The sequence below is a fragment of the Alphaproteobacteria bacterium PA2 genome (assembly GCA_002256425.1).
In the GTDB taxonomy this organism is placed as follows: Bacteria; Pseudomonadota; Alphaproteobacteria; order Caulobacterales; family Caulobacteraceae; genus Phenylobacterium.
This window is the reverse complement of record NKIZ01000001.1, coordinates 1479133-1501277: the sequence shown is the minus strand read 5'-3', so window position 1 is coordinate 1501277 and position 22145 is coordinate 1479133. Positions and strand designations below refer to the sequence as shown.

Here is a 22145-nt window from a genome sequence, read left to right as displayed (position 1 = left end):
CCCGGGGGGGCCAAGACCGAATGTCGGCGATCGAGTCAGGGACGGAAACCGGCGAAAAGCCTGTTTACTCCAATAATTACAAGGGTCTGGTGCTGGCCCTTCTGGTGACAGCCTATACCTTCAACTTCATTGACCGGACGATCATTTCGACAATCGGCCAGGCCATCAAGGTCGACCTCAAGATCACCGACACCCAGCTTGGCTTGCTGGGAGGGCTCTATTTCGCCCTGCTCTACACCCTGCTGGGCATTCCCATCGCGCGGTTCGCCGAGAGGTTTTCCCGGGTCAACATCATTTCCGGGGCCATTGTCATCTGGTCGGCCTTCACGGCCCTGTGCGGCACGGCGTCGAATTTCGCCACCCTTGCGGCCTACCGCTTCGGCGTAGGCTTTGGCGAGGCGGGCCTTTCCCCGCCGGCCCACTCGCTGATCAGCGACTATTTCGAGCCCAAGAAGCGCGCTTCGGCCCTGGCCGTCTATGCCTTCGGCATTCCCTTGGGCACCATGTTCGGCGCCGTCATCGGGGGATGGCTGGCGCAGAATTTTTCCTGGCGCATCGCCTTCATGCTGGTGGGAGTTCCCGGCATCCTGATCGCCATCGCCATCAAGGTCCTGATCAAGGAGCCGGCCCGGGGGCATTCAGAGCCTGAAAGCCAGGCCGCCACCGACGCCGCCAAGGAAGGCGCCAAGGCCTTCTCAATGGCCAACGAATTCTCCGAGCTCTGGACGGTGACCAAGTCCCTGTTCGGCAAGTGGCCGGTCTTCCACATGATCATGGGCGTAACCCTGGCGTCCTTCGGGTCCTATGGGTCTGGCCAGTTCGTGCCGCCGTACTTCACCCGGACCTTCGGACTGAACTATGCCGAGGTTGGTCTGATCACCGGCCTGGTCGGCGGTTTCTCTTCAGGCATAGGCACCCTGCTGGGCGGCTTCATCACCGACGCCCTGTCCAAGCGCAGCGCCCGTTGGTATTCGCTGACACCGGCCATCGGCCTGACCATCGCCACGCCCATCTACATCGCCGCCTATCTCCAGCCCTCGTGGCAGACGGCGGCCATGATCCTGCTGATCCCGGGCATCTTCCATTACACCTATCTCGGCCCGACCTTCGGCGTGGTCCAGAACATGGTGGAAACCCGGCGCCGGGCGACGGCGGCGGCCATTCTGCTGTTCTTCCTGAACATCATCGCCCTTGGCGGAGGCCCGCCCTTCACCGGCTGGGTGATCGACCACTTCGCCCAGTTCAACTTCACCCACCCCGGCAGCCATGGCATCATAGAGTCGATCAGCCAGATGCTGGGCGGCGGACATGCGGGCGGCGTCAACTTTGCCGAAGCCTGCCCAGGCGGAAAGGCTCCGGACGGGGCTGCCGAAGCCCTGGTCGCCAGTTGCAAGGCCAGCCTGAACGGCGCCACCCGTTCCGGCATCATTGTCTCGCTCTGCTTCTATCTCTGGGCGGCCTTCCACTATTTCCTTGGATCCTTCGGACTGGTGCAAGCCATGGCCAAGGCCCGGGCGGATCGCGGCGAGGCCTAGGGTCGGTGTTCGAGGGGTTCGCCAGGGTCTGGACTCCCCTCGCCGCCTCGGCGGCGCTGAAGAAGGCGCCGCTGGGCTTCACCCTTGCGGGGGAGAAGATTGTTCTCTTCCGCGACATTTCCGGGGCCCCGGCGGCCCTGCTGGATCGCTGCCCACACCGGGGCGTGGCTCTGTCCCTGGGTCAGGTTATGCCCAATGGCTGTCTGGAATGTCCATTCCACGGATGGCAGTTCGACAGCCGGGGCGCCAACCAGCACATTCCGTTCAATCCCCAGGCGCGCAAGGAAACCCTCGGCGCGACGCCCTTGCCCGTCCGGGAGATCGGCGAGCTTATCTGGGTCTATACCGCGCCCGGGCTTGAAGCGCCGACGGAGCCATCCCCCCCGGAAGGCCTGACCGATCCGAACCTGGCCCGCACCATCGTCGAGCGAAGATGGAACTGTCACTGGACCCGAGCCATGGAGAACATGCTCGACAGTCCGCACCTGCCCTTTGTCCATCGCAAGACCATCGGCAAGTTCACCCGTCGCTACATGACCCCGGACTCGACCATGACGGTCACCTGGGATGAGACTGAATTCGGGGGCCTGACCCGAAGTCTGGTGGACGGCCGGGACGGCGGCGGGCGGCTGGAGTTCCACAAGCCCAATATCATGGCCCTGCACATCCCGATCCCCAACCGGCATCTGCGGATCCACGCGCTGGTCATCCCTGTTGATGATCACCAGACGAGGCTCTTGGTTGTGGGCAGCCGGGACTTCCTGAAATTCGGCTGGGCCCAGGGCCTCTTTGCCGCAAATACTGCGCGCATTGCCGACGAGGACCGCGCCGTCGTGGAGAGCTCCTGGCCCAGTGAAGTCCCGCCCATCGCGCAGGAACATTCCGTCGCCACGGATCGCGCCACCCTGGCCTTCCGGAAATACTACTTTGAAACCCTTAAGCCGTCGGCTGTCTGAGGCTTGATCGGGACATTTCCATTGCCCGGCGCCCTGAGGCTCCTTAACCTGAAACCAGAACGGCCCGTCTGATGGCGAAGACCGTTGTTACGGGAGATGAACATGAACCGCGCCGCGCACCTTGCCCTGACCTGCGCACTTCTGGTGGGGGTAGCTCCGGCGCCGATGCTGGCCGCCGACGCAGCCAAGCCCGCAAAGGCCGCCGCCTACAAGGCGCCACGCAACGCTTTTGGCCAACCTGACATCTCCGGATACTGGTCCAACGCGACCCTGACACCTGAGTCCCGCAATCCCAGCCTGGGAAACCGAGCGGTCTTCACACCCGAAGAGGTCGCCAAACAGGAAAACGCTGTCGTTCAGGAAGTAGAAGACGGCAACAAGCCAATCGATCCCACCGTCGCCCCGTCGGTAGGCGGCGACCTGAAGCCCGGTACGCGACCTGAATTTGCAGCGGCAGGCGGCGCCGTTGGTGGCTATGACCGCGGCTGGCTTGATCCCGGCAACTACGTCATGCGGGTAAATGGCGAGCCTCGCACATCCTTCCTGACGACGCCCAATGGCCAGGTTCCGCCCCGAAAGGCGGGCGCCCCACCGGCGCCACGGGGCTTCTTCGGCGGTGGCGGCCCGCGCGGTTCAGGGGCTGACTTCGAGAACAGGTCCCTCGGCGAACGCTGCATCCTGTCCTTTGGCCGGAATGCCGGTCCTCCCATGTTCCCCAATGGCTTCTACAACAACAACTACCAGATCCTGCAGACGCCTGATTCCGTGGTCATCCAGGTCGAGATGGTCCACGATATTCGGGTTATCAAGCTCAATGGAACCCACAGGACCGACGGCGTTCGTCCCTGGATGGGCGACTCGATCGGCCATTGGGAAGGCGACACCCTGGTGGTGGAAACCACGAACATTCCCCAGCGCCAGAGCTATCGGGGATCCTGGGAGCATCTCACCGTCACGGAGCGGTTCACACGGTCTGCCAAGGACCGGCTGCACTATGCATTCACGATTGACGACCCCAGCCTCTACGACAAACCCTGGGGCGGAGAGTACGAGTTCTCGCCCCTCAATGGCGTGATCTACGAATACGCCTGCCATGAAGGCAATTACGCCCTGCCCGGCATACTCGCCGGCGCCAGGGCGGACGAAGAGGCTGCCGATGCAGCGAAGGCTGCGGCCGCGGCAAAGGCGGCGGCTGACGCCGCTGCGGCCTCTGCGCCCAAGCCCAGGTCGAAAGGGTGACAGCAAAAAGGCGCGCCATAACAGCGCGCCTTTTCGTAATTCAGAAGGTCATTGGCCCCGCTCTTTGGGCGCAGGACTATTCGCCGTTACGGACCTGATCGCGGGCCTGGGCGAGGAGTTCATCCATCTTCATGCGGACTTCGCCTTCGCTGACGGTGACCCCTGAAACCTTGAGGTCCTCGAACACCTTGCGCAGAACGTCCTCATCTCCCGGAAGCTCGAAGTCAGACTTCACGACGGCCTTCACATAGTCGTCCACGTGATCGCCAGCCAGGCCCATGAGTCCGGCGGCCCACTGGCCCAACATGCGGTTGCGTCGTGCGCCGGCCTTGAACTCCAGCTCCTGATCCAGGGCGAACTTGCTCTCAAAGCCGCGCTCGCGATTATCAAAACTGGTCATGGTATCCCCGTGGCACTCTTGGCCCCCTATCTATCGTCTGCTGCGTCGCCCCGCAATGGCCTCGACCTACTTGTACTTAAGTGAAATCACCTTGTGGTTGTCCCGTTCCGTGAAACACGACGCCAGGAGGGGCGCAGGCCGTGCGGTCGTTTGCGCCGGAGGCCGGTATCAGATAAAGGCTGACAGCCCATGAGCACCCGCCGCAAAAAGATCTATGAAGGCAAGGGCAAGATCCTGTTCGAGGGTCCCGAGCCGGGTACGCTGATCCAGTACTTCAAGGACGACACCACCGCTTTCAACAGCGAGAAAAAGGCTGTCCTGGAAGGCAAGGGCGTCATCAACAACCGGATCAGCGAGTATTTCATGACCCGCCTGAACACGGTGGGCATCCAGAACCATCTCATCCGGCGCCTGAACCTGCGCGAACAGCTGATCCGCGAGCTGGAAATCATCCCCTTGCAGGTGGTGGTCCGAAACGCCGCCGCCGGAAGCCTGTCCAACCGTTTCGGCCTGCCGGAAGGCCAAGCCCTCCCGCGCTCCATCATCGAATTCTACCTCAAGGACGACAAGCTCTCGAACCCTATGGTCACCGAAGAGCACATCACCGCCTTCAACTGGGCCACCACCCAGGAGATTGACGACATGATGGCCCTGTCCCTGCGCGTGAATGACTTCCTGAGCGGCGCCTTCGGGGCTGTCGGCATCAATCTCATTGATTTCAAACTGGAGTTCGGGCGGCTCTGGGAGAACGACTTCTCCCGGGTGGTCCTGGCCGACGAAATCAGCCCGGACACATGCCGGCTGTGGGACTCCCAGACCCTGGAAAAAATGGACAAGGACCGCTTCCGTCGGGACTTGGGCGATGTCATCGAGAACTATACAGAGGTCGCGCGGCGGCTCGGAATCATGAAGGAGATGCCGACCGTGATTCAAGGAGGCCTCCACTGATGCGCGCCAAGGTGCATGTTTTCCTGAAGCCCGGGGTTCTGGATGTCGCCGGCAAGGCGGTGGAGAACGCCCTGCATGGTCTCGGCTGGTCTGATGTGGCGGGCGTCCGCGTCGGCCGCACCATCGAATTCGACCTCAGCCAGACCGACCCCGCCGCCGCTGAGGCGGAGGTCAAGGCCATGTGCGAAAAGCTGCTCGCCAACACCGTGATCGAAAGCTACCGGGTGGAAGTGGGCTGAGGCACATTGATGGGGCGCCACCTTCTGGCTCAATACAATGTTGCGACCCTGAAGGCGCCCTTGGAGTCAGCCGAGAGCGCAGAATTCCGTAACGCCCTGGACGCCATCAATGCCCTAGGAGAAGCCCAGCCTGGCTTCGTCTGGCGCGCCAAGGGGGAAGGCTTCGACTCCGCCACGCCAGCGCCTGAGCAGAACCCGCAATACATCGTCAATCTGACGGTCTGGGAGTCTGCCGAAGCCCTCGCGGCCTTTGCCTACAGGACAGAACACCGGCTCTATGTGCGAAACCGTGAAGCCTGGTTCCATCCCCGGTCAGGGCCATCCTTCGTGCTCTGGTGGATTCCTAAGGACCACACGCCCACCGATATCGAGGGCGAGGCCAGGCTGGCGGATCTCGCCGCCAATGGCCCGACCGAGCATGCCTTCGATTTCGCAAACCGCTTCCCGCCTCCCCTCGTCAACCGCGCCGATGCAGTCTAGAGAACCCTCATGAAAGCCGCTGTCATCGTCTTCCCGGGGTCCAACTGCGACCGGGATTGCAAGGTCGCCATAGAGCGCTCTACGGGCGCCAGGGTGGACATGGTCTGGCATGGTGAAACGGTCCTGCCCTCGGGTCTGGACCTGATTGTCCTGCCGGGCGGCTTTTCCTACGGCGACTATCTGCGTTGCGGCGCCATGGCGGCCCTTTCGCCGGTCATGACGGAAGTAAAGGCGGCCGCCGAGCGTGGCGTGGCGACAGTTGGTATCTGCAACGGCTTCCAGATCCTGTGCGAGGCGGGGCTCCTGCCGGGCGCCCTGCTGCGGAACGAGCACCTGAAATATGTCTGCAAGGCCGTCGACCTCGAGGTCGCCAATGCCCAGACCAGGTTCACTGCCGGATATGGCGGTCGCCGGGAAGTCACCATGACCGTCGGCAATGGCGAGGGGAACTTCTTCGCAGACGCTGAAACCCTGGCCCGCATCGAAGGCGAGGGTCAGGTGGTCTTCCGCTATCTCGACAATCCCAACGGATCGACGGCCAACATCGCCGGCATCATCAATGGCAAGGGAAATGTCCTTGGCCTGATGCCTCACCCGGATCGCGCCTTCGAGGCTGAACTGGGATCGGCGGACGGGGCCATCCTCTTCCAGAGCGCCCTGGCCAGCGCCTGATCTAGGCCGCCTTCGAAGCCTTCATCAGGAAGGCCAGAATCTCGGCCACCGCCGAATAGAGCTGCTCCGGAATTTCCGTGTCGACTTCGAGCGTTGAAAGCGCTTCCGCCAGCGGCGCATTCTCGCTCAACGGGACCCCGTGCGCCCTGGCCGTAGCGACGATCCTTTCGCCGATCAGACCACGCCCAACCGCCACGACCTTGGGGGCGTCAGGGGCGTCATAGTGCAGGGCGACCGCAATGGTCGGCTTGGGAGGGCCCGGTTCCCGGCTCATATGGCGGTATCCAGCAGGCGGCCGGCCGAGGTCGGGGCTGCGCTGGGCGACCCATGATAGACAGCCACATCGACCTCCAGGCCTGGCCCCAGAAGACCCCGGGCCAGTTCTGGCGCCTGGGCCCTGAGAGCCTCCGCCGCCTCGGAATTCTGGACCCAGATGGCCACGCCAAGATGCTCGCCAGTCAGGTTCAGATTGGCGCTGACGGGACCGAAGGGCGCTATGTCCAGACCAAACCTGACGCGCCAGGTGGCCGCTGCCGGCGCCCCGGAGCTACGGCCATGACTTTCACGCTGGATCTCAAACTGCGCAATGCTTGCGCCATTCTGTGTGGCGACGGGCGCCTCAAACCGCCAGACCGTCGGATCAGACTCCTTCTGCGGAAGGCTTGCGATCTGCTCCAGCTCAATCCGGGCCAGGGCGCCGTCCACCGCATCGGCCAGTCTTTGCCGGCGAACATCTGCGGGCGCGTCCAGGTCCATGGGCTCGGTATAGGCAGGCTGACCGGAAATAGGGCCGCCGGCATAGGGCGGCGGCGGGCGAACCGCCCCTGTGGTCCTCCGCGGACCGGGCGGCAGGGCCAGGGCCTGCCTCAACAGCAGCAAGGCTGATTTCAGGTCCTGCGGTGGGTCATTGGGGTGCTGGGCGAGACCGGCTTCAAGCAACAGGCCTGAGTGGCGAAGGGCCGCCTCGACATCCGCACCCTTTATGGATGAGGTCAAAGGCGCCAGGCGGCTTACAACCCGATCGACCTCCGCACCCATGGACTCTGGCAGGGCCTTGCCCTCCAGGGCGCTCTCCAGTTCGGCCATCAGGTGTCCAAGGCCATCCTGGCGGACCACAGCTTCAAGCCCGGCCTGGGAGAGGACCAGGGCGCGCAATGTCCGGGCTGGGGCATGGGGATCAGCAGCAGGCTGGGCCGGGATATCCCCATGGGCCAGGGCCCCGGCAGGCGCAGGAAGGCCGCCGTGGACGCGAGTGACCGCCTGCTCGGCCAGGACCGCCAGGGTCCGACTGACATCTTCGATCGGATTCAGGCTCAAGCGCAGGATCCTTCCTGGATCGCAGGCTAGGAAACTATGGTGAATGCGGTCTTAAGATACCTATTCCCTTAGGGAAATTCGGCTCACCTGAGGATCGGCTGCTATGTCGGCGCGATGATAGGGCAGCCGCACCCAGCCCTTCTTCGCGTTCAGCAGGGTCTGGTCTGCAAAGTGCGGCGATTTTGGATCCGTGGCCTGGCTGTAGGTCAGTATGGCGTCCGTCACCGGCCCCTTCTCATCAAAGGTCACCACCTGGATATAGCTGGAACCATGGAAGGGCACGTAACCCAGGCCGGGGACCAGTTTTGATTGCTGGGCGTTGAGCACGCCGTCAGTGCCTTCACCGCCGTGAACCGGGATTTTCAGATCACCCCGGATGGCGACCTGAACCTGACCCCAGGGGGCGTCCAGGGGGATTTTCGCCGCGTCCAGCAGGTCAACTGCCTGGGCCAGGGCCAGCCTGACCTTGTCAGCGGACGGCCCGGCAGTCTTCAGCCCGGAGGGCGTGTGCACCGGGTCTGCCGGATCGAACGGCGTCGCCCAGACGCCCGGAATCTTTTCGGCATTCCGCCAGAATTCCACGAAGAGATGGGCCCCGACGCTCTCCAGGTTCATGCGCCGGTCCCAGCTTGCCAGGACCGCGCAAGCCCGTGTCAGATCAACGGTCTTTCCCGAGGCCAGGGTGGCGATGGGCGAGCCTTCGCAGATCTTCGCAAGGTCGCCCAGGACCAGGTCAGCGGCCAGATTCCGGTTGCGATAGAGCATGGACTGCACCGATGCCGGATCCACTTCCCGCCCGGGCAATCCATCCTGCCCTGCCAGCCGGGCCTCGATCTCCATCAGGCCAGAGCGGGTTCGCAGGTTCTGCGCGATGGCGGTAGGCCCGACGATGGGCGGCTGCCCGGTCATGGGCGCACGGGCATTGGTCAGCCAGTAGCTGTCATTGCTGTTGGCCACATAGTCGGTGCGGATCATGGACGGCATGGAGGCGCCGGCCAGCAGTCCGGGCGCCGGCGTACCCGGTGCATTGTCCCAGTCGCAGGCGGCCCTGGCGCCATCCAGCATGTAGATGCGCGCGCTGGCGGCCATTGGCCCAAGGCCCGAAAGAGGCGCACAGGCCTTCAGTTTGTCGGCCGAAACGTTCGGCGTGGCCGTGACATCGGCATAAAGGACCTGCCCCGCCCGGTCGGCGGCGATGGTGTTCACCCAGGGAATGCCCAGGGTCTTTTCAATCGTAGCCTTGATCTCGCCGACCCGTCGGGCGCGGGCGATGTTGAGCCAGACATCCCCTGACCGCAGATTGTTCATGTTGGCGTCCTTCAGGGCGTAGGCCCGACTGGCCGTCCAATTGACTCCCACCTGGGGCATGACCACCACAGGTCCATACCGGGTCGAATAGAGGGTCCGGGTCCGGGGCGTCGCCTCGCCCTTCACCTCAACCGAGATGGTCCGGGCGGCCATGGGCTCGGACTTGCCGTCCACCAGATAGGCCTTGGGATCCTTGGGATCGAGGGTCAGCTCAAACACCGTAAAATGCCTGTCGGTAGAGACCGTATGGGTCCAGGCGACATCCTTGTTGAACCCGATCGACATGCCTGGCGCGCCGCCGATGGTCACGCCCATGGCGTCGATCTTGCCTGGAATGGTCAGGTGCATTTCGTAGAAGCGGTTGGTGGTTTCCCAGGGGAAATGCGGATTGCCCAGCAGAACGCCGGACTTGTTGGCCGTCACCGCACTTCCGAAGGCCCAGCCGTTCGAGCCCAGGCCGAAGGTCTCCGGTTCCAGTGGCAGCCCGACCTGGGCCATGTCGCCGACCTTGGGCGCCGGGCTGTTCGGCGGCGCTGCGGTGACCGCCTGCTTCAGCCAGGCCGCCCCACTGGCCTGGATCATCCGCTCCTCTGTGAGCCGCAGCATGTCGTCAAGATTGATGGCTCGAATCCAGTCTTCCCGGCACCCTTCCGGACGCGAGGCCGCGGGGTGGTCTCGCAGATAGCGGTTATAGCCGGCCACATAGCCGCGAACGAGATTCTGGTAGTCCGGCGAGACCCTGGTGAAGGCCTTGCGGAGGGCGACGATGTCCAGATTGGCCTTGAAGAACAGATCGGCTTCGAAGTTCTTCACCGGAGAAAAGGCGATGGTCGTGGTCTCATCAGCGCCGAAGTATTTCGACCGATCGCCATTCACCGTGACCACCTTGTCGGCGATCAGGCAGAGATTGTCCTGCAGGTAGGCATAGGCCTCGCCATAGCCCAGGCTGGCATAGTCGCGGGCCAGGACATGGGGAATGCCATAGGCTGTCCGGGCGATTTCCACCTTGATCCCGGCGGCATGGGCCAGGTTCGGGCCCGCCAGAACCAGGACGGCGAGGCTCGTCGACGCCAAGAGATTACGCATGTTTCCCCCACTGCGGACCTTGCCGCTATTGGGGTCATGGTGTCGGAGGAAGTGGCTGCTTCGTCAACGCCTGTCTTGCGCAGCCTGCGGGCGGATCAGATCAGTTCCAGGCGCATGCCCGTGCCGTCCAGCTTGGCGCCGTCGAACTGGACGCCGCGCTTCCGGCCATCCCGAAGCGGCAGGGCGCCCAGATTTGCGCCCAGGAAGTTGGCGTGCATCAGATTGGCGCCGCGGAAGGAAGCGCCTCTCAGATCGGCATCCCTGAAGACGGCCCCACGGAGATCGGCGCCATCGAAATTCGCGCCAGGAAACCTCGTTTCGGAAAAGTCGACACCGATCGCCATGCAACGGCGCGCGCTGAAGCCGACGAGTTCGCGCTTCTGGAAGGCGGTTGGCGCAACCCGGAGGTCAAACTCATCGAGATTGGCGGGCCGACCATGGCGACCATTGGTCCGGACCCACTCCTCCGCCAGGCTGAGCTCCTGGCGGATCATGTCCGAGCGCCGGGCGGCTTCGGGCGTCGGATCGGTGACGCAACCCTCCAGGGCGGCGGCCGGAATGCGCAGATCATCCAGGTCGATATTGGTCAGGATGGCGCCGCGGAAGGTCGCTCCATCCAGTCGAGCCCCATAAAGGTCGGCGCCATCGAGATTGGCGTCCGTGAAGATGGCGTTCTTCAGATTGGCGTTGCGCAGACGCACGCCGCGCATTGAGCAGTTGCTGAAATTGACGGCGAAGGCTTCCACCATGTCGGGATTTCCCGGGCTGAGCCCGCCGCCGCCGAATCCGGCCCCGGCACGCCAGCGAAGACCAAGCACGTCGTCTGCGGCGCACAGGGTCGCTGGACGCATGTCGGCCTCATCCAGGATGGAGCCCTCCATCTTGGCCCCTACAAAAGTGCTGCCCCGCAGATCGGCGCGATCCAGGCGCGCACCCCTGAAGTCGCATCGGGTCAGGTCGGCGCAGTAAAGGGCGGCCCGCTGCAGGTTCGTGCCGACAAAGGTTGTTCCCTCAAGGACCGAGCCGGTCATGTCACAATCAGCCAGATTGCGGCGATCGCAACGGAAGTTCTGGGCGATGATGAATCTCGCGATGAGCCGCGCACCGCCACTTCTGCCGGTGATCAGGTCTTCATGCGCCTTGACCATGCGCTCAAAGACAGCGGCTTCAAGTGGAAGGGCTTCCCCATCCAGAGCACTCCTGTCCAACAGCATTTGGCTCTCCCGCTTTCCTGGCCAGGCACAATCGGGAGATGCAGACCCGCGACGTTTTGGCGCACCCAGAACGCGGTATTCCGGTAAATACACCGTTAAGCATGCGACACTTTGACACCATTCGGGAGTTGAAACTTTCAACCGAGGGTCAAATACAACTTCGCACGCTGGTGGGCCCGGTAGGACTCGAACCTACAACCAGACCGTTATGAGCGGTCGGCTCTAACCATTGAGCTACAGGCCCGTTTCAGCGAAGCGGAAGAGCCGGTTAGCACGGGCTGCACGCCGCTTAAAGCCTAGGTTCATATTCGACCTGTCAGACCTGTTCCCGAGACTGCGGCTTCGCCTTACGATCGCCGCAGGATCAGACCAGCCTTTGCGGCACGATCAGACCAAGGAGACGCCAAATGAAGACCTTCGCCGCCGCCACCCTGATGGGCGCGCTTCTGGCCACCGCCTGGGTCACCCCGGCGGCCTTCGCCCAATCCCCTTCAGCCGGAGACACCTTGTTTCACGCTACGACCCTGAACCTGTCCGCCTATGGCGAAACCAGAATTGCCCCGGACATGGCCAGCATAAGTCTGGGCGTCAATACTGACGCACCGACCGCAGCCCAGGCCCTGACCGCCAATGCCGCCCAGATGAACCGGGTGATGACCGCCCTGACCGCCGCCGGCGTCGCCGCCAAGGACATCCAGACCTCCAACCTCAGCCTGAACGCCCAGTATGACTATGAGGCCAACCAGTCGCCAAAGCTGCGCGGCTATCAGGCGACGAATACCGTGACCATCATCGTCCACGACCTGAAGAAGCTTGGCCAGGCTGTGGACGCCACGGTCAAGGCCGGGGTCAATCAGGTGAATGGCATCAGCTTTGGCGTCAGCGATCCCAGCGCCGCTGAAGACGCTGCCCGCCAGAAGGCGGTCAAGGCCCTGCTGGCCAAGGCCAACCTTTACGCCAACGCCAGCGGCTACAAGGTCGCCCGGCTGGTGTCCCTCAGCGAAAGCGGCGGGTACCAGGCGCCTCAGCCCATGCCGATGATGGCCATGGCGCGCATGGAAAAGGATGCTGGCAGCCCTGTCGCCGGCGGAGAACTGAGCCTGAGGATCGACGTTTCAGCGGTCTACGAGCTCAACAAGTAGCGAAGACGGCGGCGGGTTTCCTCAGAAGCCCGCCGACCTGAAGGCGCTGGCCAGATGTTCGGCCACAACCATGCCAGGCGGGGTCGTGGTCCCCTCCATCACGGCTACAAACACCAGATCCGCATGACCCTCGACGGCGCCGGTCGCCCAGGCCACCGATCTGGATCCGTCCGGCTTGGTAAGGCAGCTGAGGTTCGAGGCTGATCGTGATCTGGAGACCGGAGCCAATTGGGCGTCGGCCGTTGTCAGGCTGGTCCCCAGGCAGGTTGGCCAGGCCGTGCCACAGGCCACATGGGTGCCGTAGCGATAAACCAGGTCTCCGCTGCCGGCCTTTGCGATCAGCACGCAGGTGTTGAGGTCGCCCACCTTGTCGTCGAGCGCGGCTTCGAGGTCCGAAGCCGAGACACCCTTTGGCAGGGGGGGCGCGCAGGCGGACAGGGCCGCGACACAGGCCAGGATGGACGCCACCCGACGGATCATTGGAACCTCACACTTCACTCTGCGGGCAGACTAGACCAGACTCGCCGTGGATCGAAGCCTTGACGCGCCCCACGTCAACCGGCGCAATGACGATCGAACACCCGGCTCAGGTCCGGAACGACAAAGGGAGTCAGCCATGGATGGCGATCAAGTGACCAAGAGCGGCGGCGCAGCCTTTGACGAGGCCATGTTGAGCCGCATCCCGGGCGCCCTGCAGGGTGTCGTGGATGCTGGCGACCTTTCCGGCTTCGTCACCATGATCTGGCGCAAGGGCGAAGTGGTCCAGCTGAACACCCTGGGCTGTCGCGATGTGGCCACCAAGGCGCCCATGACCAGGGACACCCTGTTCCGCATCGCTTCCATGACCAAGCCGGTCACCTCCATCGCCACCCTGATGCTGATGGAGGAAGGCAAGCTGAAGCTGGACGATCCCGTCACCAAATGGCTGCCGGAGTTTTCGGGCATGAAGGTGATGAAGGACGCGTTGGGCGCCGTGGACGACGTCTATGACTCCCCGCGAGACATCACGGTCGAAGACCTGATGACCCACCGTTCGGGCCTGGCCTATGGCTTCACATCCGTCGGCCCCATCGCCCATGCCTACGAGAAGGCCCTGGGTTCGCCCCTGGCCAATCCGCACGGTCCAGACATCTGGATCAAGCGCCTGTCGGAACTGCCCCTGCTCTATCCCCCCGGTGAGCGTTTCCACTACAGCCACGCCACCGACCTGCTGGGCTTCATGATCGCCCGGATCGAGGGCAAGACCCTGGCTGACCTCCTGCAGGAGCGGATCTTCGGGCCCCTGGGCATGGTCGATACCGACTTCTGGTGTCCGCCGGAAAAGCGCAGCCGCATGGCCAGCCTCTACAAGATCGACCCGAAGATCGACGCCATGGTCGATGTCTCCTTCCCGCACGACGACCACCGCCCCTCCTTCACCGGCGGCGGCGGCGGCCTGATCTCGTCGGTTGATGACTATCTGGCCTTTGCACGGATGATGCTGGGCAAGGGCGAACTGAACGGCGTGCGCCTGATCAAGGCCGACACCTTCGACATGATGGTCGCCAACCGCCTGACCCCGGCCCAGCGGGAAATCCCCTTCATGGGCATTCCCTTCTGGATGGGTCAGGGCTTTGGTCTCGGAGTTTCAGTCATCACGGATGCTGAAAAGCAGGCCTGGATGGGCGCCGGCTCAAACGGCTCATTTGGCTGGCCGGGCGCCTTTGGCACCTGGTGGCAGGCCGACCCCGAAGAGGACATGGTGATGATCTATCTGATCCAGAATTCCATGGACCTCAGCCCCGAGGCCGCCAGCCAGCTGGCCACGGGTCAGCGCATGGGCGGCCGCGCCGCCCTGCCGATTTTCCAGAAGCTGACCTATGCCGCCCTGGGCAAGGCCACCCTCTAGGGATTACTTTCCCTAAGGGTTTCTGGGCGCCATGCAGATGGGGCGGTCGCCAATGCGGTCGCCCATCAGGCTGCCGTCGCGGACGGCCGCCCGGCGGGCGCGGTCCAGGGCCAGATTCTCGACGGGTGGTTTGACACCAGCCGGGCAGATGGCAACGTCCACACGCTCCCCGTCAGGGCATGAACAGAAGTATTCGCGGTTATCCAGCCGACTGCTGGGTACGCTGCAGACCACCGGCAAGGTCGCGCCAGAGACATCCAGGCAGATCTGGGTCCTGGTCGGCGTGGACGATGTTGCTGCGGAGGCTGCGCCGGCAAGAGCCAGGGCGAAAACAAGGGCAAGAGTCTTCATGTGACGCTCCGTGAGGTCAGAGAACCCACAGACGCTAGCACGGGTTCTGCCTGACGCATCGAGGAAACACGCCAAAGGATTCACCATGTTCGCTGGGGAAACCTTTACTGCGGACGATGCAGGTTAGGGTCAGAGGACCCAATCATGAACCCCATCGCGACCGCCCAGTACGGACTTTTCGCCGCCAGTCAGCGTTTTGAAGCCTCGGCCCAGCGGACGGCCATGTGGGGCAGTCCGGATGCAAACATCGATCTGGCCGTAGAAGCGGTGGAGCAGATCTCGGCATCCTCCGCCTTCAAGGCCAATATCGCGGTCCTCAAGACCGCCGACGACATGCAGCAAACCCTGCTGGATATACTCGCCTAACAGGGCCGCTCGGCCGCCAGGGCCAGACACCGGCCATCAAGGTCCGCCGGCAGGGTCAACCCCCAGGCCGCCGCCAGTGTGGGGGCGATATCCACAGTCTCCACCGGCAAGAACCGCGCCTGCGGCTTCACGCCCGGCCACCAGAACAGCATTGGCACCCGACGATCATAATCCCAGGGTGAGCCATGACTGGCCACAAGCACCCCAGGAATAGGTGGCGACAGGGTGGACTGAGGCTTGACCGCCGCCAGAAGATCAGGCGACCGACCGGCAAAGACGCTGAGGGAAAACCGCTCCTTCAGGGTCAATTCGTCTGGGGGAATTCCCTGGCGGACAGGACTGGCCAGCAGATCCTTCTGGGTGTAGGCGCCGGCGATCTCGGGCTGGGCCGACATGATCCGGGCCGCAGCTTCAGCCACCTTTTCCCTGTCAGCGTCCGGGACGCCGACGATTTCCGACTCTTCCACAGAGCCGCTGAGCGGCGCAGTCTTCAGCCCCAACTCAGTCATGAGGATGGCGTTGACCCGGGTCATGATCGTGGCCGAGGTCACACGGCTGGCCATGGGGAAACCCTCGTCATGAAGGCGCTCGGTGAAATCAGATCCGCCATGGTCGGCGCTGAGCACGACCATGTAGGGAACCTTCAACCGGTCCACTTCGGAAAGCAGGCGGCCGATGGTTTCATCCAGCCGATGCATCTGCTCGCACATTTCCGGACCACGGGTGCCATAGCGATGGCCGACAAAGTCGGTGGCCGAGAAGCTGACGGCCAGCAGGTCCGGCGCCGGACCCTTGCCCAGCTTGTAAGCGCGGATCAGGCGGCGGGCGGCCTCGCCGGTCATTTCGTCGGCCATGGGTGAAGCGACAACCTGGGACTTGATGACCACCGGATCATCAGACTCGCCCCAGCCGGTGGGCGGCAGGCGGGACTCGAAGGTCTTGCCGTTGACTGTCCAGTTTGCGGCCTTGGCCCTGCAGTCCGCGTGCTGATAGGTCCATCTGGGTCTCTTGGTCCAGACCGGCGCCAGTTCTGCATTGTAGGCCGCCAGGGGGGCGAGGGCCTTGGCCGCATCGGCGCCCGGCGCCATGTAGGTGGTGAACCCCCTGCCTTCCACCAGCCAGAAGACGCCGTCGGCCTTGTGTCCGGCCATGGTGATGGCGGCGCGATCCTTGGCGGACACCGCCAGGACGCGGCTTTCCGGCGAGACCGCCTTCAACCAGTCGCCCAGGGTGGTCGCCAGCAGGCGTTTTGGCCCAACCGGCTGAGCCTTGGGATCATGGGCAAGAACAACAGTGGGATCATTGACGCAGTAGACCGGTTTGCCGGTGGCTTCGTCCCGGTAGGCATTGGACACGATCCCGGTCTTGCTGGGGTGCTTGCCGGTCAGCAGGGTCGAGTGACCCGGGCAGGTCTCGGTCGAAGCGTGGGTCTGATAACCGCTGGTATAGATTACCCCCTGCGACAGTCGCCCAAGGCCGGCCACATATTGCCCACGCCAATCATCAAACAGGTTCGAGCTGAACTGGTCGACACTTATGGCGACAATCAGCTTGGGTTTGACGGGCTCAGCCTGCGCCACAGGACTGATCGAAAGGGCCAGGAGACCGAGGGCGGCTAGGGCGGAACGCGACATGAAACCTCAAGAATCCCGGGACTGTGAATTGGATCAAGGCTAGAGACCGGGGATAGGTCAAACAAGCGAAGCTTTGACAACAGTCCCTGCCGGAAACAGCGCGCCCATGGTCACACGGCCCCTCTTCGTCACCCAGGTCTATGAGGCCTCAATCGCTGCGGAACGCGGATTTGATGCTTTTCGCGGCGAACTGGCCGAGGCCTGCGACATGCTGGCGGCAGAAGACAAGGCCGGACGCGCCTGGTGCAAGGCTAATGCCTATGGCGGCTATACCTCCTATGCCTCGCTGAACGACCTGCCACAGAGGGCCAGTGTCTTCGGCGCGCTGAAGGCCAAGCTGGACAAGCACGTGGCGGCCTTCGCCAGGGACCTGCAACTGGATCTCGGCGGCGGAAAGCTGAAGATGGACAGCCTGTGGGTCAATATCCTCAAGCCCGGCGCTGCACACTCCGGCCATATCCACCCGCACAGTGTGATATCCGGCACCATCTATGTGGAAACTCCGCCCGGCGCCGGCGCGCTGAAGCTGGAAGACCCCCGATTGCCCATGATGATGGCCTCCCCGCCGCGCCTTGACGACTGCGACGAGACGGCGAAGACCTTCGTCTATCTGAAGCCCTCCCCCGGCACGGTCTTCCTCTGGGAGAGTTGGCTCCGCCACGAGGTGGTCGCAAATGCCGCGAAGACCGAGCGGGTTTCGGTGAGTTTCAACTACGCCTGGCGTTAGTGGCCGCCAAAAGAAAAGCCCCCTCGCCTTTCGGCGAAGGGACTCGTCAATCTTCTGATCTGCCTGGGACCTAGCTGTCCAGGAAGCTCCGCAGCTTGCGGCTGCGGCTGGGGTGCTTGAGCTTGCGCAGGGCCTTGGCTTCGATCTGGCGGATCCGTTCGCGGGTGACGCTGAACTGCTGGCCGACTTCTTCCAGGGTGTGGTCGGTATTCATGCCGATACCGAAACGCATGCGCAGTACCCGCTCTTCCCGCGGCGTCAGGCTGGCCAGGACCCGGGTGGTGGTTTCCCGCAGGTTGGACTGGATGGCCGCGTCGATGGGCAGGATGGCGTTCTTGTCCTCGATGAAGTCGCCCAGGTGGGAGTCTTCTTCATCCCCGATCGGGGTTTCGAGGCTGATCGGCTCCTTGGCGATCTTCAGGACCTTGCGTACCTTTTCCAGGGGCATGGCCAGCTTCTCGGCCAGTTCTTCCGGGGTCGGCTCGCGACCGATCTCGTGCAGCATCTGGCGCGAGGTGCGGACGATCTTGTTGATGGTCTCGATCATGTGCACCGGAATACGGATGGTGCGCGCCTGGTCGGCGATGGACCGGGTGATGGCCTGACGGATCCACCAGGTCGCATAGGTCGAGAACTTGTAGCCGCGGCGATATTCGAACTTATCGACCGCCTTCATCAGGCCGATATTGCCTTCCTGGATCAGGTCGAGGAACTGCAGGCCGCGGTTGGTGTACTTCTTGGCGATGGAGATCACGAGGCGCAGGTTCGCCTCGACCATTTCCTTCTTGGCCTGACGGGCCTCGCGCTCGCCCTTCTGGACCGTATGGACAATGCGGCGATAGTCGTCGATGGGCACGCCGGTTTCAGTGGCGAGCGAGGCGATTTCGGTGCGGATGACGCCGATCTGGCCGACGTCGTTCTCGGCGAACTTGGTCCAGCGGACGCCCAGGGCCTTCACCTGATCGGTCCAGCTGGGGTTCAGTTCCGAGCCGAAATAGGCCTTGAGGAATTCGCCGCGGGAAATGCCATAGCTGTCGGCCAGACGCAGAAGGCGGCCTTCCAGCCCCATGAGGCGCTTGTTGATGGCGTAGAGCTGCTCAACCAGGGCTTCGATCCGGTTGTTGTTCAGCTTCAGGGTCTTGAGGTGCTGAACAATGGCGGTCGAAGCGACTTCATAGGCCTTGCGGTCAGCATCGGACAGGTCTTCGCCCTTGAGGCGCTTGCCCACCAGCTTTTCCTGCAGGGCGCGGAAGGCGTCGAATTCCAGGGCGATGGCGTCCAGGGTCGCCATGACCCCTTCGCGCAGTTCGCCTTCCATGGCGCTGATGGTCGGGCCGGCGCCGTCATCGAAATCATCATCGTCGTCGCTTTCGGACTTGGCGATGGCTTCGCCGTCCTCGGTGACATCGGGATTGGCTTCAGCTTCGGCCTCACGGGCCTCGCGGGCCTCGTTCTCGGCGGCCTGGGCCAGTTCAGCGGCCGCAGCATTGATGCCGCCATAGGTCTGCTCGAGGTCGATGACTTCCCGCAGCAGGATGCGACCGGTGCCCAGTTCCTCGCGCCACACCATGATGGCTTCGAAGGTCAGGGCGCTTTCGCACAGGCCACGGATCATGGTGTCGCGGCCGGCTTCGATGCGCTTGGCGATGGCGATTTCGCCTTCGCGGGACAGCAGTTCCACTGAACCCATTTCCCGCAGATACATGCGGACAGGGTCATCGGTGCGGTCGTAGGCGGCTTCCTTGGGGGTTTCAACGACGGCGGTCTCTTCCCGCACGGCGACGTCGCCGCCTTCGGCGTCCTCTTCAGCCTCAACCACGTTGACGCCCATTTCCGACAGCATGGCCAGGGTGTCTTCGATGGCCTCGGAGGTCACTTCCTCGCTGGGCAGGACCTTGTTCAGCTCATCCATGGTCACATAACCACGGGCCTTGGCCTGCTTGATGAACTTCTTGACGCCGGCGTCGGTCAGGTCGAGCAGCGGGCCATCGCCCCCGGAGGTTTCTGGTGCTTCAGCTTCTGCAGTATTGCTCATCGTCGTCTCCGGATTCGATCCGATCCCCATGCAAGGCTCGGGCCGCAAATGGTTAAGAGCCCCGGTCCGGCGCAAAAAAAAGCGCCAGACGAGGCCGTCATTCTGTCCAATCTCTAATCGCGCGTTTCAGTGCGTCGCGCTCACCCTTCAGGCGTGCGAGGTTTTCCATAGCCGAAGGCTCGCCCAGGTGACCCTTGGCGGCGGCTATAGCCTCGTCGAGCGCCGCCAGTCTGGAAAGACGGGCGAAGGCTTGCGACCACTGAGATCTAGCGGCTTCGAGGGAGACATCCGATTTCAGGATGGGCGCGCTCGATGTCGCAGCGGCCCGGTCGATGTCTGTCAGAAGGGTGCTAAACCCACAGGATGCCAAATGGCGTGTGAGGGTCGCAGTGTCAAGATGCTCCGACTGAAGTCGCAGACGAATGATTTCCTTGGTCAATTCGATCAAAGCCGGTTCTCCGAAGCCCTGGGCCGCCAGATCTTCTTCCAGATGGTCATCCAGCACGACCGGATCAAGGATCACATAGTGGGCCATGGCCGCAGGAATGAGGTCCAGCGAAGAGGCCAGCCTTCGGGCCGCTGACCGGCCAAGGGCGGTCGGCGCCGGGTCGATCCATTCCTTGCCCTTGGCGAAGCGCCCGCCCCGACCGGGCCGGTTGGGAACCCAGGGTTCGCGGGCTGCGCCGCCGCCAGCTGAGGCCGATCGCGGAAGGGCGGCGTCATACCGGCCCAGCAGATCATCGCGATAGGCCTGCTGAAGGTCCTTGTCGGCGATGGCGCTGGCGGCCTGGCGCAGGCGGGCCTTGAAGCCGGCCTTGCGCTCCGGAGTATCCAGGGGCTCCAGGTCATGCTCCCGGCGGAACAGGGCCTCCACAAAGGGCGTCGTCGCTGAAAGCTGGGCCCGCAGGGCTGCCGGCCCCTGCTCCCGCAGCACTTCATCTGGGTCCTTGCCGCCGCTGACCAGGGCGAAGCGGAAACTCTTGCCGGCCTTGAGGATGGGCAGGGCCCGGTCAATCACCCGGGTGGCCGCTGCAATCCCGGCCCGGTCGCCATCGAAACACAGGGTGGGCTCGGGATGATGGCGCCAGAGGACCTCCATCTGTTCTTCAGTCAGGGCGGTGCCCATGGGCGCCACGGCGGCGATCCCGGCCCTCTGGCAGGCGATGACGTCCATATAGCCTTCGACCACCGCCAGGATGGGCTGGGCATCTGAAGGCGCCGCGGCGATGATCTTCCGGGATTCCGCCAGGCCATAGAGCATGTGGCCCTTGTGGAAGAGACCCGTCTCGGGACCGTTCAGGTACTTGGCCCGGGCCTTGGGATCCATGGCGCGACCGCCGAAGGACACCACCCTGCCCCGCTGGTCGGTAATGGGAAAGATGATACGGTCCCTGAACCGGTCATAGGGCGCGCCGCCGTCCTCGGGCGCCACCAGCAGGCCCGCCTCGATCAGCTCGTGGGGCCGAGCTCCCTTGGCGATCAGATAGTCCTTTAGCGCCGTTCGCCCTGACGGTGCAAAGCCGATGCGGAAACGCGCCCACTCGCCCTGGGGTAGACCCCGCCCTTCCAGATAGGCCCTGGCGTCGCGGCCCACCGGGCGGGTCAGTTCGGCGCTGAACCACTGGGCGGCGGTTTCCAGCCACTCGGACAGGCCCTGACGGACCTTTTCCTGCTCGGCCGCCCGTGGATCCACTTCGGGCAGGGCCAGGCCCGCCTCCCCGGCCAGTTTCTCGACAGCCTCGGCAAAGGATAGCCGCTCGGTTTCCTGCAGGAAGGAGATCAGGTCCCCGGTCTTGCCCGACGAGAAGTCGAAGAACTGGCCCTTGTCGTCATTGACGTAGAAGGACGGGGTCTTCTCCTTGGTGAAGGGCGAGAGACCGACATATTCGCGGCCACGCTTCTGCAGCTTCACGGTCCGCCCGATCACATCAGAGGGGCGAAGCCGGGACTTGATCTCGTCGATGAAACGTTCGTCAAAGCGCACCGCGTAAGGATAGCGCCGATCAGCCTGAAAATCGACCGACTACAACCCTTGAGCCTGGCTGAGCAGATTGTAGATGTCCCCAGGAGCTCCCTGGATCTGGCATTCCTGGGCGCCGACCCATCGACGGCGGATGGAACGGATTTCAATCACCAGATTTGCGCCATCCATACAGGTGACGTTCTGTCCGCCCTTCAGGGGCAAGGTATTGGGCAGATAGGGCGGAAACCGCCAGAGGCAGGCGACGCCCAGCATGACATCCAGCTTGGCGCCCTGGGATCGCGAAAGCCTCCCACGGGTGACCTTGGCGGCTGGCGTCCCGCCATCGGGGGACATTCTGGCTGATCCCTGCACCCAACGCTCCACACGCCATCCTGCATTGCTGCGGGACGCCAGAAGATAGTGCTGGCCGCCGATCATGGCGATGTTCAGGCCAGCGCGGATCTGAACCTGTCTGCCCTGCCCTGGCAAATGCTCACGGGATGCCTTGAGGACCTCACCGGCGTAGGCCGGAGGTGATTTGGGAAGGCGTGCGGCGTCGATATCGCCCTGAAGGCCACAATCAGCCCAGGCCCGGCCTGCTGCCAGAGCCATGATCGACGAAAGCATGATCCCGGCCTTCATGGT

Annotated in this window: 22 protein-coding genes and 1 tRNA gene; 11 read left to right on the top strand and 12 right to left on the bottom strand. The window is 63.5% G+C overall.

Annotated elements, in window-relative coordinates; genetic code table 11:
• The first annotated feature begins 20 nt into the window (after positions 1–20).
• The 3 genes from CFE28_07255 to CFE28_07245 all read left to right on the top strand — a co-directional run bounded on the left by CFE28_07255 (position 21) and on the right by CFE28_07245 (position 3730).
• Positions 21–1535 carry an MFS transporter gene (locus CFE28_07255; protein OYU69821.1) on the top strand — a complete coding sequence of 505 codons (1515 nt, stop codon included), beginning with the start codon at positions 21–23 and terminating at the stop codon, positions 1533–1535.
• Positions 1388–2491, top strand: coding sequence for a hypothetical protein (locus CFE28_07250; protein OYU69820.1), 1104 nt, complete (start codon positions 1388–1390; stop codon positions 2489–2491). Before CFE28_07255 ends, CFE28_07250 begins: the two co-directional genes overlap by 148 nt.
• Before the next feature lie 96 nt (positions 2492–2587).
• Positions 2588–3730, top strand: coding sequence for a hypothetical protein (locus CFE28_07245; protein OYU69819.1), 1143 nt, complete (start codon positions 2588–2590; stop codon positions 3728–3730).
• Positions 3731–3806: 76 nt separating this feature from the next.
• Here the strand turns inward: CFE28_07245 and CFE28_07240 are convergent, their stop codons facing one another.
• Complete coding sequence (locus CFE28_07240; GenBank protein OYU69818.1) at positions 3807–4130, bottom strand: hypothetical protein; 324 nt, start codon at positions 4128–4130, stop codon at positions 3807–3809.
• Between the two features lie 189 nt (positions 4131–4319).
• Between CFE28_07240 and CFE28_07235 the strand changes: the two genes are divergently transcribed.
• The 4 genes from CFE28_07235 to CFE28_07220 are packed head-to-tail and all read left to right on the top strand — an operon-like array spanning position 4320 to position 6469.
• Positions 4320–5078, top strand: coding sequence for a phosphoribosylaminoimidazolesuccinocarboxamide synthase (locus CFE28_07235; GenBank protein OYU69817.1), 759 nt, complete (start codon positions 4320–4322; stop codon positions 5076–5078).
• Positions 5078–5317 carry a phosphoribosylformylglycinamidine synthase gene (locus CFE28_07230; protein OYU69816.1) on the top strand — a complete coding sequence of 80 codons (240 nt, stop codon included), beginning with the start codon at positions 5078–5080 and terminating at the stop codon, positions 5315–5317. Before CFE28_07235 ends, CFE28_07230 begins: the two co-directional genes overlap by 1 nt.
• 9 nt (positions 5318–5326) lie before the next feature.
• Positions 5327–5797 (top strand): hypothetical protein, encoded by a 471-nt coding sequence (locus CFE28_07225; protein OYU69815.1) that lies wholly within the window; start codon positions 5327–5329, stop codon positions 5795–5797.
• A 9-nt stretch (positions 5798–5806) separates the two neighbouring features.
• The gene (locus tag CFE28_07220; GenBank protein ID OYU69814.1) at positions 5807–6469 is read left to right on the top strand and encodes a phosphoribosylformylglycinamidine synthase I; all 663 of its coding nucleotides are present in this window, start codon (positions 5807–5809) and stop codon (positions 6467–6469) included.
• A gap of 1 nt (position 6470) precedes the next feature.
• Here the strand turns inward: CFE28_07220 and CFE28_07215 are convergent, their stop codons facing one another.
• From CFE28_07215 to CFE28_07195, 5 genes are all read right to left on the bottom strand, one after another.
• On the bottom strand, positions 6471–6743 hold the full coding sequence (locus tag CFE28_07215) for a type III secretion protein (protein OYU69813.1): 273 nt from the start codon (positions 6741–6743) through the stop codon (positions 6471–6473).
• Entirely contained in the window at positions 6740–7786 is a 1047-nt protein-coding gene (locus CFE28_07210; GenBank protein ID OYU69812.1) for a hypothetical protein, read from the bottom strand. The genes CFE28_07215 and CFE28_07210 overlap by 4 nt, the downstream gene beginning before the upstream one ends.
• A gap of 60 nt (positions 7787–7846) precedes the next feature.
• Positions 7847–10180, bottom strand: a complete 2334-nt coding sequence (locus tag CFE28_07205; protein OYU69811.1) for a hypothetical protein — start codon at positions 10178–10180, stop codon at positions 7847–7849.
• 95 nt (positions 10181–10275) lie between these two features.
• Entirely contained in the window at positions 10276–11394 is a 1119-nt protein-coding gene (locus CFE28_07200; protein ID OYU69810.1) for a low-complexity protein, read from the bottom strand.
• A gap of 168 nt (positions 11395–11562) precedes the next feature.
• A tRNA-Met gene (locus tag CFE28_07195) sits at positions 11563–11638 on the bottom strand.
• Positions 11639–11801: 163 nt separating this feature from the next.
• On the opposite strand from CFE28_07195, the gene CFE28_07190 reads away from it, so the two are divergent.
• Entirely contained in the window at positions 11802–12536 is a 735-nt protein-coding gene (locus tag CFE28_07190) for a hypothetical protein (GenBank protein ID OYU69809.1), read from the top strand.
• Between the two features lie 21 nt (positions 12537–12557).
• On the opposite strand, the gene CFE28_07185 is transcribed toward CFE28_07190, so the two are convergent.
• The gene (locus tag CFE28_07185) at positions 12558–13016 is read right to left on the bottom strand and encodes a hypothetical protein (GenBank protein OYU69808.1); all 459 of its coding nucleotides are present in this window, start codon (positions 13014–13016) and stop codon (positions 12558–12560) included.
• Positions 13017–13152: 136 nt separating this feature from the next.
• Here CFE28_07185 and CFE28_07180 point away from each other — a divergent pair, with 136 nt between their 5' ends.
• Positions 13153–14424, top strand: a complete 1272-nt coding sequence (locus CFE28_07180) for a hypothetical protein (protein ID OYU69807.1) — start codon at positions 13153–13155, stop codon at positions 14422–14424.
• Between the two features lie 12 nt (positions 14425–14436).
• On the opposite strand, the gene CFE28_07175 is transcribed toward CFE28_07180, so the two are convergent.
• A complete protein-coding gene (locus CFE28_07175; GenBank protein OYU69806.1) occupies positions 14437–14775 on the bottom strand; it encodes a hypothetical protein in 339 nt (112 codons plus the stop codon).
• Positions 14776–14919: 144 nt separating this feature from the next.
• Here CFE28_07175 and CFE28_07170 point away from each other — a divergent pair, with 144 nt between their 5' ends.
• Positions 14920–15141 (top strand): hypothetical protein, encoded by a 222-nt coding sequence (locus tag CFE28_07170; GenBank protein ID OYU69805.1) that lies wholly within the window; start codon positions 14920–14922, stop codon positions 15139–15141.
• Here CFE28_07170 and CFE28_07165 read toward each other — a convergent pair.
• Positions 15138–16775, bottom strand: a complete 1638-nt coding sequence (locus tag CFE28_07165; GenBank protein OYU69804.1) for an alkaline phosphatase — start codon at positions 16773–16775, stop codon at positions 15138–15140. The two genes, CFE28_07170 and CFE28_07165, sit on opposite strands and share 4 nt — an antisense overlap.
• Before the next feature lie 106 nt (positions 16776–16881).
• Here CFE28_07165 and CFE28_07160 point away from each other — a divergent pair, with 106 nt between their 5' ends.
• Positions 16882–17502 carry a hypothetical protein gene (locus CFE28_07160; GenBank protein OYU69803.1) on the top strand — a complete coding sequence of 207 codons (621 nt, stop codon included), beginning with the start codon at positions 16882–16884 and terminating at the stop codon, positions 17500–17502.
• A 70-nt stretch (positions 17503–17572) separates the two neighbouring features.
• Here CFE28_07160 and CFE28_07155 read toward each other — a convergent pair whose 3' ends face one another.
• The 3 genes from CFE28_07155 to CFE28_07145 form a co-directional block, all read right to left on the bottom strand.
• Positions 17573–19537, bottom strand: a complete 1965-nt coding sequence (locus CFE28_07155) for an RNA polymerase sigma factor RpoD (protein OYU69802.1) — start codon at positions 19535–19537, stop codon at positions 17573–17575.
• Positions 19538–19634: 97 nt separating this feature from the next.
• On the bottom strand, positions 19635–21521 hold the full coding sequence (locus CFE28_07150; GenBank protein OYU69801.1) for a DNA primase: 1887 nt from the start codon (positions 21519–21521) through the stop codon (positions 19635–19637).
• A gap of 39 nt (positions 21522–21560) precedes the next feature.
• Positions 21561–22142 carry a hypothetical protein gene (locus CFE28_07145; protein OYU69800.1) on the bottom strand — a complete coding sequence of 194 codons (582 nt, stop codon included), beginning with the start codon at positions 22140–22142 and terminating at the stop codon, positions 21561–21563.
• Between the last annotated feature and the right edge of the window lie 3 nt (positions 22143–22145).

Coding starts and splice junctions, on each gene's coding strand:
- CFE28_07255 (OYU69821.1), top strand. CDS start 21: ATGTCGGCGATCGAGTCAGGGACGGAAACCGGCGAAAAGCCTGTTTAC.
- CFE28_07245 (OYU69819.1), top strand. CDS start 2,588: ATGAACATGAACCGCGCCGCGCACCTTGCCCTGACCTGCGCACTTCTG.
- CFE28_07240 (OYU69818.1), bottom strand. CDS start 4,130: ATGACCAGTTTTGATAATCGCGAGCGCGGCTTTGAGAGCAAGTTCGCC.
- CFE28_07235 (OYU69817.1), top strand. CDS start 4,320: ATGAGCACCCGCCGCAAAAAGATCTATGAAGGCAAGGGCAAGATCCTG.
- CFE28_07230 (OYU69816.1), top strand. CDS start 5,078: ATGCGCGCCAAGGTGCATGTTTTCCTGAAGCCCGGGGTTCTGGATGTC.
- CFE28_07225 (OYU69815.1), top strand. CDS start 5,327: ATGGGGCGCCACCTTCTGGCTCAATACAATGTTGCGACCCTGAAGGCG.
- CFE28_07220 (OYU69814.1), top strand. CDS start 5,807: ATGAAAGCCGCTGTCATCGTCTTCCCGGGGTCCAACTGCGACCGGGAT.
- CFE28_07215 (OYU69813.1), bottom strand. CDS start 6,743: ATGAGCCGGGAACCGGGCCCTCCCAAGCCGACCATTGCGGTCGCCCTG.
- CFE28_07205 (OYU69811.1), bottom strand. CDS start 10,180: ATGCGTAATCTCTTGGCGTCGACGAGCCTCGCCGTCCTGGTTCTGGCG.
- CFE28_07200 (OYU69810.1), bottom strand. CDS start 11,394: ATGCTGTTGGACAGGAGTGCTCTGGATGGGGAAGCCCTTCCACTTGAA.
- CFE28_07190 (OYU69809.1), top strand. CDS start 11,802: ATGAAGACCTTCGCCGCCGCCACCCTGATGGGCGCGCTTCTGGCCACC.
- CFE28_07185 (OYU69808.1), bottom strand. CDS start 13,016: ATGATCCGTCGGGTGGCGTCCATCCTGGCCTGTGTCGCGGCCCTGTCC.
- CFE28_07180 (OYU69807.1), top strand. CDS start 13,153: ATGGATGGCGATCAAGTGACCAAGAGCGGCGGCGCAGCCTTTGACGAG.
- CFE28_07175 (OYU69806.1), bottom strand. CDS start 14,775: ATGAAGACTCTTGCCCTTGTTTTCGCCCTGGCTCTTGCCGGCGCAGCC.
- CFE28_07170 (OYU69805.1), top strand. CDS start 14,920: ATGAACCCCATCGCGACCGCCCAGTACGGACTTTTCGCCGCCAGTCAG.
- CFE28_07165 (OYU69804.1), bottom strand. CDS start 16,775: ATGTCGCGTTCCGCCCTAGCCGCCCTCGGTCTCCTGGCCCTTTCGATC.
- CFE28_07160 (OYU69803.1), top strand. CDS start 16,882: ATGGTCACACGGCCCCTCTTCGTCACCCAGGTCTATGAGGCCTCAATC.
- CFE28_07155 (OYU69802.1), bottom strand. CDS start 19,537: ATGAGCAATACTGCAGAAGCTGAAGCACCAGAAACCTCCGGGGGCGAT.
- CFE28_07145 (OYU69800.1), bottom strand. CDS start 22,142: ATGAAGGCCGGGATCATGCTTTCGTCGATCATGGCTCTGGCAGCAGGC.